Raw genomic sequence first — 15,765 nt, forward strand, 5'->3', positions numbered from 1 at the left:
CTTCCAATTCCCGACTCCCGATTCCCCGCCTCTCAGAAAGGCAACTTCATGCCGGGCGGCAGCTGCATGCCGGCCGTGGCCGAGCCCATGCGGTCCTTGGATTCGACATCGATCTTGTTCGAGGCGTCGTTGAAGGCGGCAGCGATCAGATCCTCGGCCATCTCCTGGTCGGAGAGGATGCTCGGATCGATACGCACCTTGCGGCATTCCTTGGCGCCGGTCAGCGTCACGCTGACCATGCCGCCGCCAGCGGTGCCGGTGACTTCCAGCTTGGCCAGTTCTTCCTGGGCGCGCTCCAGGTTTTCCTGCATCTTCTGCGCCTGCTGCATCAGTTGGGCAATGTTTCCACGCATGTGTCGTTACTCTTCGTAAGGGCGGATGGAATCGGGGACGACCCGCGCGCCCTGCTGCTGGATCAGCTGCTGCACGCTCGGGTCGTTCATGAAGGCTGTTTCTGCCGCGCTCTGGCGCTCGTCTTTCTGGCGATTGGTACGCTCATGCAAGGTCTCGACACCGGCGCTGCCGGTCTCAATAACGATGCGTGGCGTGTTTCCCAACACCGGCGCCAGCGCCAGCGCGAGGTTGGCGATGGAGCGCTCTGAATTCAGATATTCGAAGCCCGGCGCCAGCGCCAGACGCAACACGCCAGCGCGATGACCAACGAAGGCGGCATTGGCGGCAAGCTGGCGTGACGGACCGTTCAAACCGCTGCGCGTCACCAAATCCAGCCATTGCTCGGCGTCGACGACGTGGCGGTCATCGAGCAAAACAGACTGATCGACCGTCGGTGCTGGTGCAGATGGCGTGGCTGCGGATGGTGCGGCTGCAGATGGCGTAGCCACCACAGCCTCAGCAGCCGGAACAGAAGCAAGAGCGGCGCCGGCTGCTTGAGGTGCAACTGCAGCCTCAGACACAACCGCTGCCGGCGGTGCCATTGCAGCTTCGGCAGCGAGCGCGGCTGTCGCATCGGACACGGGCACGGCTTGAACACGCACCGGTGCGTCGTCTACCGCCCACGGCGGCGTGTCGTCGCTGTGCGCAGTGGCTGCGGACGGGCGACCACTGGACGCTGCTTCCGGCGCAGGCAGCACAACAACGGGCGCTGGCGCCACAGCGGCCGGCGTCGGTGCGGGCACCAACGCAACCGAAGCAGGCGCCGCATCGATCATCCCGACAGGCTTCGCAACAGACGTAGGCACCGCTGCCGCCGGTGCCGCCGCCTGCACGCCGGCAGCAACCGAACGTGTACCGCCACCAGCATTGGTGCCGCGTCCATCATCACTGCCACCAGCCGGCATCGCCGCAGCAGGGCGGAAGGCCAGCATGCGTAGCACCGCCATCTCGAAACCGGTGCGCGGGCTGGGGGCCAGATACAGATCGCGACGCCCGTTGAGCGCCATCTGGTACCACAGCTGCACCACCTCTGGCCGCAACTGCGCGGCAAACGCGGTCGGGTCGATGCCATCGCCGACAAACGCCACCGACGGCACCAACTGCTGCACCTGGATGCGGTGCAAAGCCTCGGCCAGAGCCTCCAGCACGCCGCTCCAGTCGGGCGAGAATTCGGCCAGCGCGGCCACCGCCTGCAGCAAGCGCCCGCCATCGCCATCAGCCAGCGACTGCAGCATCGCGCCAACCTGGGTGCGGTCGACCGTACCGAGCATGGCGCGCACCACATCCTCGCGCAGCGCACCGCCTGCGTAGGCGATCGCCTGATCGAGCAAGGACAAGCCATCACGCAACGAACCGTCCGCCGCTTTGGACAGCTGCACGATCGCCGACGGATCCGATTCGATCTGCTCGGCAGCCAGAATCCGGGTCATCTGGCCCTGAATCTGGTCCTCGTCCAGGCGCTTGAGGTTGAATTGCAGGCAGCGCGACAACACCGTCACCGGCAGCTTCTGCGGGTCGGTAGTGGCGAGCAAAAACTTTACGTGCCCGGGTGGCTCTTCCAACGTTTTCAGCAGCGCGTTGAACGCCGCTTTCGACAACATGTGCACTTCGTCGATCAGGTAGACCTTGAACTTGCCGCGCGAGGGCATGTACTGCGCGTTCTCGATCACCTCGCGCACATCGTCAACGCCGGTATTGGACGCGGCGTCGATCTCCAGCAGGTCGATATAGCGGCCTGCATCGATGTCCAGGCAGGCCGGACATTGACCGCACGGGTCGGCGCTGGTGCCCTGTTCGCAATTGAGCGACTTGGCGAAAATGCGCGCGATGGTAGTTTTGCCCACGCCGCGGGTGCCGGTGAACAGAAACGCGTGATGCACGCGCCCACTGTCGAGCGCGTTACTAAGCGCACGGACCACATGTTCCTGGCCCACGAGTTCGGCAAAACGCTTCGGGCGCCACTTGCGGGCGAGAACAAGATAAGACATCGGGCAACCAGCTTCCTCTGAACCGATATTGTGCCACGCCCGGTCTCGCCGACTGCGCCTGGAAGATTCAGCTTGTGGTGTGGGCCGACCACCGCTAGTATTTGCGGCCCTGCACGGCCGCGGCTGTGCAGGTACGGAGAGGTGTCCGAGTGGTTGAAGGAGCACGCCTGGAAAGTGTGTAAGCGTCTAAACCGCGCTTCGGGGGTTCGAATCCCCCTCTCTCCGCCAGATTACGCAAGCCCCTGTTTTTACAGGGGTCTTTGCAATCTGAGAAGATCTTAAACGGGGCACAAATCGGGACACATCCCGATGAGAATTCCCCATCATTTGATTCGCTCCGCCTCTGGCCGATGGTCTTTCCGACAGAGAGTGCCCCTTGACCTCCAAGCCAGGCTTGGGAGACGGGTCATCAAGCGAACGCTTCGAACCACCGAACTGCGACAAGCGCAGATCCAAGCCATCAGGCTTGCGTCAAGCTATGCTCAGGTCTTCAACGCAGTTCGGGGACTGTCGATGGACCGGATGAGCACCAAGGACGTAGATGCGCTCGTTGAGCACTTGACCCGTGCCGAGAGTCAGAAAGATCTGACGCTTCATCGCACTCAGGCACCAGATGGGACGGTGACCGAGCAATGGCAGATTGATAATGAAGAAGATGTCCGGCTCTACCGCAAGGCTCAGGGCTGGACAGCGTCTTCTGAGGTTGCCTCGATTGGCATGCTGCCACCTGAGCTGATTGAACAAAGAAAGCCTGCTGTCGCTTCTGTCGATGAAATTATTACGATGGAAAAGGCTCGGGATGGCTGGTTGGCGACTTTGAAAGCCACCACGCTCCCGAAGACATACACTATTAAAAAGACGGCGATTGACTTCCTCGTTAAATTTTTGGGACCGAAGACCAAGCTGCATACCATCAAGCGTCCAGATCTGGCCCGGTGGTATCAGCACATGCGAGAAGGTGGATCTTCCACCCCCACCCTTGTTAACAAGCAATCTTATATTGGTGGCAAGGGTGGGTTCTTTGATTGGGCCATGAACTCAGGCTTCTATCCCAAAGGCGACAACATCGCATCTGGCCATGTTGCTTTTCCGGCTCGTGAAAAACGGGCTCGGCGAAAACATGGCTTCAAGGCTTACGACAAGTATCAGATCCAAGCATTGTTTGATCCTAGCAACTTTGAAAAATTGTCACCGAGTGCCCGTTGGGCATCATTGATTGGCTTGTATACGGGAGCAAGAGCTTCGGAAGTTGGCCAACTTCTTTTAAATGATGTTTTCAAAGATGGCGATATCGTTTGCATCAAAATTAATGATGAAGGCGAATTTCAGAAGGTCAAAACGGATGTGAGCTTGCGCACTGTCCCGATCCATCCTGATCTGCTGGCACTCGGGCTTTGGGAGTGGACGGAAGAGCTTCGGGCAAAAGGCCACGACCGACTTTTCCCACAAGCCAAAGCCAATGCGACAAACGGTGCGGGTAACTGGATCAGCAAGGCATTCAGTCGTCATGTTGCAGAAGTCGGGAAGAACTGGCCTAAGGCAAAACGCGGTTTCCATTCTTTGCGAAAAACCCTGATCCAAGAGCTTCAAGGTGCAGGAGTTCCATCGGAGCTTCGCGCCCAAATTGTCGGACATGAGCTTGATGATGAGCATCATGCTACTTACAGCCGTGAATTCACATCAAAGGAAAAATTGTTCGGCGCTGGTCACACTGCTCCCGGACTCACATCTGTAAAATATCAAATCGCCTTGGCAACCATCAAGGCAATACTTCACCCAACAACCAGCAAGGAACGCAAATGATGTCAATCGTCAATTTAATTGTGAAAATGTATGAAGTCGCACCAGTCTGGACATTTAGCCTTGGCGCAGGCTTAGCTTTATCGATTGGTGGGTTTGCAGTCTATTTTGTCCACAAAAACAAAGACGACACCTCCGATGACACGCCATTTCTTTATGCTGGAATTACAGGATTCATTCTATCCGCAGTCTCAGCAATCATGATCTTGTCTGCATTTAGAGATATGGCTGGACTGCCATGACGAAAAGTATAGCACCCTCGATCAAGCCCGCTATACACCCAAGAGCAATTATCGTCTCGATTTGAACCGCCCCGGGATTTCGGGAGGCTGTTTGGTTTGAGTCACGCCGCTTTGGCGTAACCGGCCTGTTGTCGATAGTAAGCCTCTTCGGCTTCCGCTGGCGGAATGTTCCCGATCGACCCCAGCAAGCGTTTGTGGTTGTACCAGTCCACCCAATCCAGCGTGGCCAGTTCCACATCCTGGCGGTTGCGCCACGCGCGCCGGTGGATCACCTCGGCCTTGTACAACCCGTTGATCGTCTCGGCCAACGCGTTGTCATAGCTATCGCCCACGCTGCCCACCGACGGCTCGATCCCGGCGTCGGCCAGCCGCTCGGTGTAGCGGATCGACACATACTGCACGCCGCGGTCGGAGTGGTGGATCAGGCCGCCTTCGGTTGGACGACGCGCATGCAGCGCCTGCTCCAGCGCGTCCAGCACGAAGTCCGTGTGCGCCGTCTGCGACACCTTCCAGCCCACGATCCGCCGTGCGTACACGTCGATCACGAAGGCCACGTACACGAACCCGGCCCAGGTCGAGACATACGTGAAGTCGCTGACCCACAGTCGGTTCGGCGACGGCGCATGGAACTGTCGGTTCACCTTGTCCAGCGGGCACGGCCGCTTGTCGCTGATCGTGGTCTTGACCACCTTCCCGCGTACCACGCCGCGCAGGCCAAGTGCGCCCATCAGTCGCTCCACCGTGCAGCGGGCCACCGCATAGCCCTCGCGCTTGAGCTGCCGCCAGACCTTGCGCACGCCGTACACCTGTCGGTTCTGCTCCCATACCCGCCGGATCTGCGGGCGCAGCGCCTGGTCCTTCCACCAGCGGTTCGGGCGCAAGTTCGCGTCCGCTTCCCGCTGCGCGTGGCGGTAATACGTCGACGGGGCAACCTGCAGCACCTTGCAGATTGGCTCGACCCCGTGAACATCGCAATGTTCGGTCACGAACGTGGTCAGGGCTTGAAGCGGCGGTCGAGCTCCGCCTGGGCAAAATACGCGCTGGCCTTGCGCAGGATCTCGTTGGCTTGCCTCAGCTCGCGCACTTCGCGTTCCAGCGCTTTCATCCGCGTCCGCTCGTCCGTCGTCAGCCCCTGACGCTTGCCGGCATCACGCTCGGCCTGACGCACCCAGTTGCACAGCGTCTGCGACGAACAGCCAATCTTCCCGGCAATCGATTCGATCGCCGCCCACTGCGAGCCGTACTCGCCCTGATGCTCCCGCACCAGCCGAACCGCGCGCTCTCGCACTTCCGGTGAATATTTCGTCTTGCTCATCGCCCCATCTTCTCAAGAGTTGGAGCCTCCCGAAATCCCGGGGCGGTTCACGTTGGAGTTCATGCTTTCCGCCATACCTTCTCTACCAATCTGACCAAACATGGGATTGGTGTGGCAGAAGTGGCTTTGGTTACCGGCCACGCTGTTCAAGGATCGAAGCCAGACAGCGTGCATGTCCCAGGACTACAAACATACATTGATCGGGATCAATGTCCTCCCGAACTTAAAGCACTATACGCGACGGTTTCGAAATTTAACCCAGGCGTTGAATTGCCCGCCTACACCCCTGGACAATTTGCAAAAGCATTTTCAAGAAAGGAAAAATTTAAGAAGTAGCTTCAAAAAACGGAAGTTGAGCACTATTGAGGCACCCCGAAACGAAGGCGGGGATATTCACCCCTTTCCTTTGCTGTTTCCACAACACGGTCGTAAGCTTCGAAAAACTCTTCTTCATCTGCCAGGTGAGCACAGTATTTGTATAGTTCCGGGTAATCCAAAGCCACCACGTCTACGTTCTTCTCTGCCATGATTTGGAGAAGTGGCGGGCTGTATTCAAAATACTGATCGTTAAAAAGTTCTTTGACTACAATGAGCGTCTTCTTCTCTTTATTCGCAATATTCACGCCATGCAGCTCATCACTAATGAAAAAGTCTAGCGTATGGTCGAACTTCTGAATGTATCCGAGCGCACCCTTCACTTGACCAATCGCCTTATTGAGCGCGTGCATCACATTCGAACGCTTCCTCGATATTTTCTGATGACTGATTGCTTCGGTGTTCGGGCTGTCCTTAGCTTGCACAATCAACACTCTTTTACGAGTCACGACTAAGAGCGGCTAACAAAACCCAGGAAGAAGCCGTAAGCAGATGATGGAGCATGCAAGCGAGAGCAACGCCAAGTGGAGATCGATGCGGCGTTCAAAGCGGATGCGCAGTTTGCCCAGGCCTGCGAACCAGGCATGCGTGCGCTCGACGACCCAGCGATGACGGCCCAACCGGTCGTTGCGCTCGATTCCCTTGCGTGCGATCCGCGCAATGATGCCGCGCTGCTTGAGGACGGCGCGACAGCGGTCGATGTCGTAAGCCTTGTCGGCGTGCAATTTGTGTGGCCAACGTCGCGGGCGCCCTGGTTTGCCACCAATTGGCGGCAAGGCGTCGATCAACTCCTCGAACACGACCGAGTCGTGCCGATTGGCGCCGGTGACGCACACTGCCAAGGGCACGCCGTTGCGGTCCACGATCAGATGCCGTTTGCTGCCGAGTTTGCCGCGATCGGTCGGGTTTGGCCCGGTGTAGGCGCCCCCCGGGGGGAGGCCACACTGGCGGCGTCCAGACTGGCTCGGCTCAGATCCAGCCTCTGGGCGCGACGCAGCTCGGTCAGCAACACCTGATGCAGACGATGCCACACACCGGCGGCTTGCCAATCACGCAACCGGCGCCAGCAGGTCATGCCGCTGCCATAGCCCAGTTCCACAGGCAGGTCTTCCCATGGCATGCCCGTGCGCAAGACATAGACGATGCCGTTGAGGGCTTGCTGATCACTGATGCGCGGCCGTCCACCTTTGGGCGAACGCTTCACTTGGGGAATCAGCGGCTCGATGCGCTTCCACAGCGCAATGGGGATCTCTTTGCGACGTGTCATGTCCGCAATTTTGCCACCGGCGAGACAAGATTCAAGGGGTTTTGTTAGACGCTCTAAGATATCGCACACCTCTTCCTTGTCGTGACATCGCAAGGGGCTGTGATAGATTTGCTTTTGTTCAAAGCACATTGAAAGGCAGCGAATGATGTCTTCTTCTTGATAGCTTCCCGGCTCTTTTCTTTCGACCTGGGTATGGCTGTAACCGCGAGCGCCGTGATACTGGTGTGACTTAGGCTGCAAATCCTGGATGGCCACATCCCCAAATTCCATCTCAGAAAATTCTATTACGATGGCTTCCAAGTCATCACGGTCAGTGCGAAGAGAAAACCAATGCGGGATCGCATCTAGCAGTGATCCGAGTTGCATCGAGTTTCTCAGGAGAAAATTTTTAGAAATTCGCTGACGACTTACTTCTGGAATGATCGCCTTCGACCTGAAAACGAAGTGCTCTCGTGAGTGCTCGTCAAAAAAATGGACAGATAGATTTTGGCTGTTCAAAGCAGCGAATAGGTCTTCTGATAGATCATCATCCATCAGAGGTGTGACCAAAGTCAGTGGCTCATCATGATCATCGAAGAAAGCCGTCAACAATCCTACAACCTTAGCACCTGAGATTTCAACAGGCGCAAGATACATCTTTATAAAGCCTGACAACTTAGCTGCCAAGATATATTCCTTGGGCAACTTAATTATCAAAAGGTGCCCTATCCCATCGGGGCTTCTTTTGGGAAGAATGCCCCCTGGATAATGTCGTATTTCCGGCAGAAGCGCTGGATATGAGAGCGTAATTACCATTTCAAAAAACCCCCTCAGGCCGGCTCATCCTCATCAGCTATCCTGGGAACTTTGGAAAACGCTCGTTCGGATGCTTTGCTTTCCATTCCTTATAAGACGCACTTCCTTCCCAGATAGTGAAAGATTTCGGCGGTCTCCCCCTGCCTGTCCAAGTCTCTTGAGTGTGTGGAAGCCAATACTTAGGAGCCACTTCCTTCCGAGTGCCGGCTGCTTTCTTAGGGCGGCCCGGTCCGCCAACAGAAGCGCCAAGCTGAGCTGCAAGATCTGCCTTCTGCTTGGCGGTAAAGTGCTGGCCGAAGCGGCTCAACAGATCTGACACTTGCTGAAAAGCGTTCGCTGCTTCTTCTTGCAGCAGATTGGCCTCTTGCTCTTCCAGCTTTCTCAGCTCTTCTGCAAGTTTGGCTTTGGCCGAAGCAATGGAATCGAGTGTCATCTTATTCATACTGACTGGCTCCTTAATAACTAGCGAGAAAATATTTTATTGATAGGAGAATGGAAAATGCGGTCTTAAAAACGCATAGACATAACACGAAATTAAGTAATCTAGGAGGGCACTTCCACGCTTGATATGATCTTCATTTCTTCCGAAGAAAGACCGAAAATCGACGTAAGCTCAGCCTCTATCTTAGCCACAAGGGCGAGCGCATTCCTCCTATGAAAGGTTTTTCGCGAGGGTATCCGCGCCTCTGAAACAGCTTTTTTTGCGGCAATTAGTGATGTCACCATCTCCTCAATCGCTAATTGCTTACTTGCCCCAGGAACAGGGACTGGCAGGTGTCCAATAAATTGTTTTCCATGCGAATAATAGCCTCCGCCAAACACACTCGTATGATTCCTGATAATAGCTTCGCTAAATGGATGATGAAGCACAGCCATTAGATATTTATTACTTACTCCGCTGCCGGCCAGTGCTCTCAGCATATAATAGGGACCGTTCCCTCCTCCTGTTGCCACTACATTTTCTTTATCATACGCATATCGTGCTTCTTTCGACAATGCGGGCAATACGATTTTTTCAGAATCAAATTTTGATAGACTTTGGGAGCGACCGAACTGATAGAATTGCTGCTCTCCTACGCGACCACCGGAGATATGCCTGCGTTCTAAATCCGCTCTCCTGGCAGACAAATAAGCAAAGCATTTTGGGAAATGTAACTGCATTTGATCAGGTTGAATAAGCTCCGCGACCTTCTTCCCCGCCGCATTAAATTTAATCAAATATGGAAAAATCATCCATTTATTAGCGATAACTTCTTCATAAGAACCTAACGATGCGTCCATGATGCACGGACGGCATATCCCACGCTCAATTGGCCAGACCTTGTCCGACCAAATTAGAGCAAGATCACCAGGATCATCCGAAGAACTGTCAAAGATGTAAGCTTCGTCCAAGCTTGTTTGAACTCCCACGAAGATCTCTGCAACTTGACTGAGTTGTTGCGGATGAGCGGTCCGCATTTTAGCGATTAAGCTCGTGAATTCTACCGAAGCAAACTGCCACGCGTCAGCACCTATTGTGTCAGCATCTAAAACCGACACCGCTCCTGGCTGTCCGTAGCGCCACTTCTCCAATGGTCCTGGCTGCTCCAATCTTACATCTCCTGCCCCCCTCCGACTCAAAATAAGAATGCACGTGTAGTTTGAGCTATCGGCGAAAACCTGTTTAACTCCAAAATGCACAATTTCTTCTAACATCTTAGGGCGAGCTATCAACTCCCTCAGCGCACGCCCAGCTTGGATGGTCATGAATTTATGAGGGGTGATAACGCCAATTCGCCCTCCCGGCCCGAGTAACATGATTGATCGCTCGATGAAAAGAGCATACTTGTCGAAATTGTCATGTTTGGCAGTAAGATAGAGAGAATTCTTATCTTGATAATAAGCAACCTCCTCTGCGGAGTATGTCGCCATACTTTGGATGCGGATATAGGGCGGATTTCCAACGACGACATCAAAACCACCCCGGCCCATCTCATTCGGAAACTCTTGACCCCAATCGAAGGGGCGAATCTTCTCCAATAGTGGACCGGTCATAGGCAGCTTCGCTTTCTCCCACTCTATTTGGCTGACTAAACTGTTGCCTGACTTTACGATTTCATCTAGCGATGGAAGCGGCTTTTTCTTGAATACGGAAGAAAAGTGCGAAAGGGTTGAATGAGTTTCACGCTCTACCAGCTTAAGCAGCAAGCTAAGCTGTGCAACTTCGACAGCGCTTGCATCAATATCTACTCCTCGAACATGGGTTAAAAGAATCCGTCGCTTTTCCGCGAAGGTTAAATACCATTGCCCTGAGCCGCCATCAAAAATGCGGGTTCCAATATGGGTGGAGCGTGCATTAGCGAGATACCAAGACAGGTAATAATCCATCAACCGCTCATAAAGCGATAACAAAAATACCCCAGAGCCGCAACATATATCAATAACGGTAAGCGCTTCCAACTGGGAAGGGTCCTTTCCCTCCAGCAATGGCGACAAGGATTTCGCGACTATCAAATCGACTATGTATGCCGGGGTAGGATATACGCCATCACTCTCTCTAACCTCCGGACGATTGACGATAGAAACAACCCCTGCATCCACTTGTATCTCGTCACCCAAGAATTGTTCGTAGATCTCACCAAGAACATGCGTATCGACGACAGCGAATGTATACGGGCTCTTTGGGTAATAGAGATCCTCGAAGATGGCCTGCAAGACGTCATCACTAACTTTGATGCCGAGCTTCTCTTCATCGAGCAATCTGAATAAACCGGAATTATAGAAGGCATCTGCACGCCGCAGATCCTCCATGAATAAATTAAATGTATTGCGACCTCTTAAGTTTTCGTAGGCCTCAATATCCCGATCTTCGCAAATACGCAAAAACATAATCCGCGAGAGGAATATCTGCACTGCGTAAGTCAATTCAGCTGTGCAAAGACCCGTGTTCTGGTGGATATCTGCGGCGAGCATTTTCCGCCATTTCCTCACTTGACGCAGGAATAGATCGTCAAATCGCTCGCCAGTGCCCTTTTTAGCGGGGATGGCGAACTGCCTATCGAACTCTCCTGAGTAGACCGAATGTCGAGATAAAATTGGCCATAATGCCTCAAATTTATCAACGAACTCGGTATAGCTCACGAGCAAAATGCGCGCGTGACTTGCTTCATCGTTTTGGTCAGGCGCATGTGTCGTGTCGTAGACCGCAAGACGATAGAAGTTGGTTAGGACTGAAATCGAGAAGCCAGCGGAAAACCCATATCGCCTCAACTGAAATGCAGCGTCCCTGTTAGTCTCAATGGGAACACTTGGCTTCTTAGCTTCCACAAAAAATTTTCTTTGTCCTGCAAGCCGCATCTCGTAATCTGGGCGCTTATTGAGCTTTTCTCCAACTTCGACAGTAGCTTCTTCCACCACGTCTCTTAGGAGTGAGCTCTGCCCAGCCGAGTTGTGAACATCCCAACCGAAGGCCACAAGCAGCGGCGTTATGAAGTCGGTTCTTGCTTGTGTCTCGTTATAGCCCTTATCCAGCCTCTCAGCCTCGTTGCTTTTGAATAAAGCAATGAGATCTGCAACGCGCGCTTTCGCGGTTTCACGCACATCAATGCAGTCATTCATCAGTTAGGCTCCGTCAAACTACGCCTAACGCCTTTCTTTCGAGCCATACGGCGATCTCGCATCTTGAACCAGATGTCGCGAAGCGCAGTGCACTCAGGCTTCGAAAGCCCCATATGCTCCATAAGAACAATTCGGGCATTTTGTTCCAAAACCTCATCCAACCGTCCGGCTCGCATTAAACGATCACACTCAGCGAGAGGTAGCGCTCCATTCAGAACAGCAGGCATCAAAAGTCGCTCGGCTTCGGTTGGTTCAAGCTCAAGAACGCCGCCCCCATAGCTTCGTCCTTCAATTTCAGCAGACGCGGCGGTTAACCAAGAGTATGTGTTGGCCACTACGCGTTCGGGCGAAGAGCGCTTAGCCCTGAGACGATGGATTGTGTCAGTGGAAGTAGCCCCTGCCTCGTTGAGCACAACACGTGGAAAGTCGTAAATCTGACGGAAGAGAAAACCATCAGGAATCCAGACAGAAGGAACTTCATACCAAGGTTTCCGGATAGAACACTTGTAGCCCAGATGGACTTCCTGTTGCTCACCAAATTCCACGTAACGCTTCAACGCAGGAGACAGCTTCGCTCCTTGCACGCGTTTGAGATCCAACAAATGGACACGCCCACCCGTCTCAGACATAGCATTCCAGTCTGCCTTACGCACAGTGGTCCCCTTCAAATGAGCTGAGCGCGATACCAGAGGCGATGTGTAGCCTTCGAGTCCGAACTCCTCCACCTGCTCCGTCGTGAGCACGAAGAACTCATTTCGCCCGGTCACCACGCCAACATCTATACTTGCGTGAGATGAAAGGGATGTTGCTTCACCCGATTCTCTGACAGCACGCATCAGAGAAATCTCTTTTTGAGTTAAAAAGTATTTCAGCCACTTCTCACTGTCGTGCTGAATAATTTTCGGCTTAGCAGATGCGAGAACCGCTTGGGGGGTGCGCTGGATAATTTCACCCACAGTTTGAGCTTCTGTCATCGCCACCCGACAACGATTTGCGTTAGATGCTTGGGGAAGGCAACCATCCGCCAGAAGTAGGACAACTTCCTGCTCAGCCTTTTCAAAAAAAAGCTCGTTGCATGCTACGACGTCGATACGCTCGAAACGGTCGGTGAGGAACGACCTCAATTGCGCGGCGTAGGTTACTTGTAAAATTTCGGCAGGCAGCACCAACCCGAGGCACCCACCTGGCCGAAGACTGGCAGCAGCGGCCACCACAAAGGGAACCCACATGTTGGTAAGTTTGTTCGGCACCAAGCCTTCGCTGGACATCAACGCCATGGCGAGCGAGCGATGAGGCTCAGGAAAGGTTTGATACCGAATGAAAGGCGGATTGCCAATCACGGCGTCGTAGCTTTCTACCACGTGCTTTTGGCGCCAAGAGAAGAAGTCAGAGTTATGAACTATTTTTTCTGCACCATTACCAACAAGTGCTCGCAAGCTATTGCATGCAGCGTCAGCTTGATCTGACATGATCTCGACACCGGTGAGGCGTGAGCAGATGCTGTTTTTTGCTGCACCAAGCTCACTAAATCGAAGCGCGGCTGCTCGCAAAAAGGCGCCGTCGCCACTGCTCGGTTCTAGAACTTTATCCTTAGATGTTCTTATGGCCCATGCGCAAATCCAGGAAGCCACCTCGGACGAAGTGTAATATCCACCCCTCAATTTATCGCGACTTAAATTAGTGAAACGTCCTGCACTCGCTCGCAATGGCGCTCGCACCGGATCATTTTTTGCTCGACTTGGCATTGGTGACTTCAGGAAATTTTAGAAAGGAGCGGCCATTGCTCTGCTACGTATTTTTCGCTTGCATCGCGGATTACCCAGGCCAAGGAAACCTTTTTTTGCGCTGCGATCTGCTCTAAGTGGCGATAAAGCTCAGGAGGGAAGCTCACAGAGGCCCGTAAAGATTGGTCATTCTTGCTACGTTCATCTGATGCCTCTGCGATCATTTCCATTGCCTCCCAGGATGCCGATGCACCACTTTACACCAGGGTGGTGCAGCCTTGGTTGAAGTAGCAGAAATTGTGGGGAGGGCCAATCTCAGAAATTGCGATTTATCGCGAGAGCCGGCCTTCATATTTGGCAGCAGGTGCTTGGCAACTAACCTTTGCGGACGTTAGAATGAGCGGACACCAACAAGGACAAGCGTCCGGTTCGTGTTCCGGTTCGAGATCAAGGGGTTAGAGCGGATTCATCCGTCTCCCCCTCTCTCCGCCAGAATACGCAAACCCCTGAGAAATCAGGGGTTTTTTGTTAGCGTAAAAACTGGCTACAGCTGCGCAAGTCGGAACACACGACGCCCATGCGCATCCCTCATCATCTCGTTCGAGCCCCCTCCGGACTCTGGTCCTACCGCCAACGTGTCCCGGTCGATTTGCAGCCCATCTTGGGTCGCCAGACCTTCAAACGCACCCTGCACACCTACGACATGCGCGAGGCAAGGTTGCGCGCGCTGACCCTGGCGGCTCGCTATGCTCAGGTCTTCACTGTGTTGAGGGAACGACGCATGCAAAGCCGAGACGACTTGGACGCGCTCCTCGCGCGCCTGACCGGCACCGACCGTCCGCAGGAGCTGACGCTGAATCGGACACGCTCGGCAGATGGGTCGATCACCGAGCAATGGCAGATCGACACGCCAGAGGACGTCAAGCTCTACCAGCAACTCATGGCGCTCACGGCTCCGCAGCCCAGCGCGCTGGGGGAGCTGATTCATCAGCACGTGCCGCCCCTCCCGACGCCACGGCGGACGACGAAGCCCGCCATCGAGACGATCACCCTGGGCAAGGCCCGCGATGCTTGGCTGACCAGCCTCAAGGGCAGCACCTTGCCCAAGACCTGGACCATCAAGCGGACCGCTGTCGAACTGCTGACCAGCTTCCTGGGTGAGAAGACCAAGCTGCACACGGTCACCCGCTCGGACCTGGCCCGGTGGTATCAGGACATGCGGGAGAAGGGAGCCCCTACACCCACACTCACCAACAAGCAGTCCTACATCGGTGGCAAGGGCGGGTTCTTCGAGTGGGCCCAAGCCTCCGGCCACTACCCCCGTGGCGACAACCCCGCCTCCGGGCACGTGAGCTATTCGACCCGGGAAAAGCGCGCTCGGCGCAAGTTCGGGTTCAAGGCTTACGACGCCCACCAGGTTCAGGCCTTGTTCGCGCCCGCAGCCTTCGAAGCCTTGCCCTTGGCAGCGCGATGGGCCTCCTTCATTGGCCTGTATACCGGCGCCCGCGCCTCGGAGGTCGGCCAACTGCTGACCGCTGACGTGGTGGAGGACGGCGATATCCCTTGCATCCAGATTTCGGACGAGGGAGAACACCAGAAGGTCAAAACAGACGTGAGCTTGAGGACGGTGCCGATTCACCCCGACCTGCTCGCCCTGGGCTTCCTGGACTGGGTCGAGCAGGCGCGCACCGAGGGCCAGGAGCGATTGTTCCCAGCGGCCAAAGCCGACGCCAAAAACGGCCAGGGCAACTGGATTTCCAAAGCGTTTAGCCGGCACCTGGCCGAAGTGGGCAAAAACTGGCCCATGGCCAAGTGCGGCTTTCACTCGCTGCGCAAAACCCTGATCCAGGAGCTGCAAGGCGCGGGCGTGGTGTCCAAGCTCCGGGCTCAGCTTGTGGGCCACGAGTTGGACGACGAACACCACGTCACCTACAACTGCCCAGGAGAAGCTGGACGGGCTGCGGGGCGTCTTGCCCGGACTCTCGGTGTTGAGCTATACGCTGTCTCTCGAAAGAATTGCGTCATTGCTTTATGCACCAACAACCGAGAAGTCCGCTCGAACAAAGCGCTGATGACGCACTGGACTGACATCGACCTTCGAGGTGACTTGGACAAATGACACTGCGAAATCCGGGGCAACAACGAAGATTATTTTCATTCTGGTAGAACTTTCATCGAACTTCCGAGCGCTTCGTTTATTAGTGCTGGGCAAGCATGGTCGTTTAAGTCCAAGCTATTTCGATGCCATGGCAGCTCATCTAATTCTTGA

General features: G+C 54.8%; 11 protein-coding genes, 1 tRNA gene, 1 pseudogene and 1 other annotated feature. Of the genes and pseudogenes, 4 read left to right on the plus strand and 9 right to left on the minus strand.

Features of this window, described 5'->3' with window-relative positions; genetic code table 11:
* Positions 1–32 precede the first annotated feature (32 nt).
* Positions 33–353 carry a YbaB/EbfC family nucleoid-associated protein gene (locus tag J5I97_RS14380; protein ID WP_208587267.1) on the minus strand — a complete coding sequence of 107 codons (321 nt, stop codon included), beginning with the start codon at positions 351–353 and terminating at the stop codon, positions 33–35.
* A 6-nt stretch (positions 354–359) separates the two neighbouring features.
* Positions 360–2,381, minus strand: a complete 2,022-nt coding sequence (dnaX, locus tag J5I97_RS14385; RefSeq protein ID WP_208587268.1) for a DNA polymerase III subunit gamma/tau — start codon at positions 2,379–2,381, stop codon at positions 360–362.
* Positions 2,382–2,516: 135 nt separating this feature from the next.
* Between dnaX and J5I97_RS14390 the strand changes: the two genes are divergently transcribed.
* From J5I97_RS14390 to J5I97_RS14400, 3 genes are all read left to right on the plus strand, one after another.
* Positions 2,517–2,609: transfer RNA gene (locus tag J5I97_RS14390), tRNA-Ser, on the plus strand.
* An 81-nt stretch (positions 2,610–2,690) separates the two neighbouring features.
* Complete coding sequence (locus J5I97_RS14395; protein WP_208587270.1) at positions 2,691–4,184, plus strand: site-specific integrase; 1,494 nt, start codon at positions 2,691–2,693, stop codon at positions 4,182–4,184.
* Positions 4,184–4,423, plus strand: a complete 240-nt coding sequence (locus J5I97_RS14400) for a hypothetical protein (protein WP_205392191.1) — start codon at positions 4,184–4,186, stop codon at positions 4,421–4,423. Before J5I97_RS14395 ends, J5I97_RS14400 begins: the two co-directional genes overlap by 1 nt.
* Positions 4,424–4,524: 101 nt before the next feature.
* On the opposite strand, the gene J5I97_RS14405 is transcribed toward J5I97_RS14400, so the two are convergent.
* The 7 genes from J5I97_RS14405 to J5I97_RS14435 form a co-directional block, all read right to left on the minus strand.
* A protein-coding gene (locus J5I97_RS14405) for an IS3 family transposase (RefSeq protein ID WP_208586298.1) occupies positions 4,525–5,738 on the minus strand; the annotation gives its coding sequence in 2 pieces (ribosomal slippage) (positions 4,525–5,456 and positions 5,456–5,738; 1,215 coding nt in all).
* Positions 5,347–5,463, minus strand: a sequence feature (AL1L pseudoknot). (Overlaps the previous gene by 117 nt.)
* Before the next feature lie 359 nt (positions 5,739–6,097).
* The gene (locus tag J5I97_RS14410; RefSeq protein ID WP_208587272.1) at positions 6,098–6,538 is read right to left on the minus strand and encodes a hypothetical protein; all 441 of its coding nucleotides are present in this window, start codon (positions 6,536–6,538) and stop codon (positions 6,098–6,100) included.
* Between the two features lie 36 nt (positions 6,539–6,574).
* Positions 6,575–7,380, minus strand: a protein-coding gene (locus tag J5I97_RS14415) for an IS5 family transposase (protein ID WP_208587274.1) whose coding sequence is annotated in 2 segments (ribosomal slippage) — positions 6,575–7,050 and positions 7,050–7,380 — 807 coding nt in all. Because the reading frame shifts where the segments join, the coding sequence is not laid out codon by codon here.
* Between the two features lie 832 nt (positions 7,381–8,212).
* Positions 8,213–8,617, minus strand: coding sequence for an H-NS family nucleoid-associated regulatory protein (locus J5I97_RS14420; protein ID WP_208587276.1), 405 nt, complete (start codon positions 8,615–8,617; stop codon positions 8,213–8,215).
* A gap of 101 nt (positions 8,618–8,718) precedes the next feature.
* Positions 8,719–11,772, minus strand: a complete 3,054-nt coding sequence (locus tag J5I97_RS14425) for an Eco57I restriction-modification methylase domain-containing protein (RefSeq protein WP_208587278.1) — start codon at positions 11,770–11,772, stop codon at positions 8,719–8,721.
* Complete coding sequence (locus J5I97_RS14430; protein WP_238135538.1) at positions 11,772–13,403, minus strand: Eco57I restriction-modification methylase domain-containing protein; 1,632 nt, start codon at positions 13,401–13,403, stop codon at positions 11,772–11,774. Before J5I97_RS14430 ends, J5I97_RS14425 begins: the two co-directional genes overlap by 1 nt.
* 122 nt (positions 13,404–13,525) lie before the next feature.
* Entirely contained in the window at positions 13,526–13,726 is a 201-nt protein-coding gene (locus tag J5I97_RS14435; protein ID WP_058360218.1) for a hypothetical protein, read from the minus strand.
* 347 nt (positions 13,727–14,073) lie between these two features.
* Here J5I97_RS14435 and J5I97_RS14440 point away from each other — a divergent pair.
* Positions 14,074–15,568, plus strand: a pseudogene (locus J5I97_RS14440) (DUF6538 domain-containing protein).
* Positions 15,569–15,765: the final 197 nt, after the last annotated feature.

The sequence above is a fragment of the Xanthomonas fragariae genome (assembly GCF_017603965.1).
In the GTDB taxonomy this organism is placed as follows: Bacteria; Pseudomonadota; Gammaproteobacteria; order Xanthomonadales; family Xanthomonadaceae; genus Xanthomonas; species Xanthomonas fragariae_A.

Bases quoted from the DNA above. Each gene is read 5' to 3' on its own strand.
- J5I97_RS14380 (WP_208587267.1), bottom strand. From the start codon at position 353: ATGCGTGGAAACATTGCCCAACTGATGCAGCAGGCGCAGAAGATGCAG.
- dnaX (WP_208587268.1), bottom strand. From the start codon at position 2,381: ATGTCTTATCTTGTTCTCGCCCGCAAGTGGCGCCCGAAGCGTTTTGCC.
- J5I97_RS14395 (WP_208587270.1), top strand. From the start codon at position 2,691: ATGAGAATTCCCCATCATTTGATTCGCTCCGCCTCTGGCCGATGGTCT.
- J5I97_RS14400 (WP_205392191.1), top strand. From the start codon at position 4,184: ATGTCAATCGTCAATTTAATTGTGAAAATGTATGAAGTCGCACCAGTC.
- J5I97_RS14420 (WP_208587276.1), bottom strand. From the start codon at position 8,617: ATGAATAAGATGACACTCGATTCCATTGCTTCGGCCAAAGCCAAACTT.
- J5I97_RS14425 (WP_208587278.1), bottom strand. From the start codon at position 11,772: ATGAATGACTGCATTGATGTGCGTGAAACCGCGAAAGCGCGCGTTGCA.
- J5I97_RS14435 (WP_058360218.1), bottom strand. From the start codon at position 13,726: ATGGAAATGATCGCAGAGGCATCAGATGAACGTAGCAAGAATGACCAA.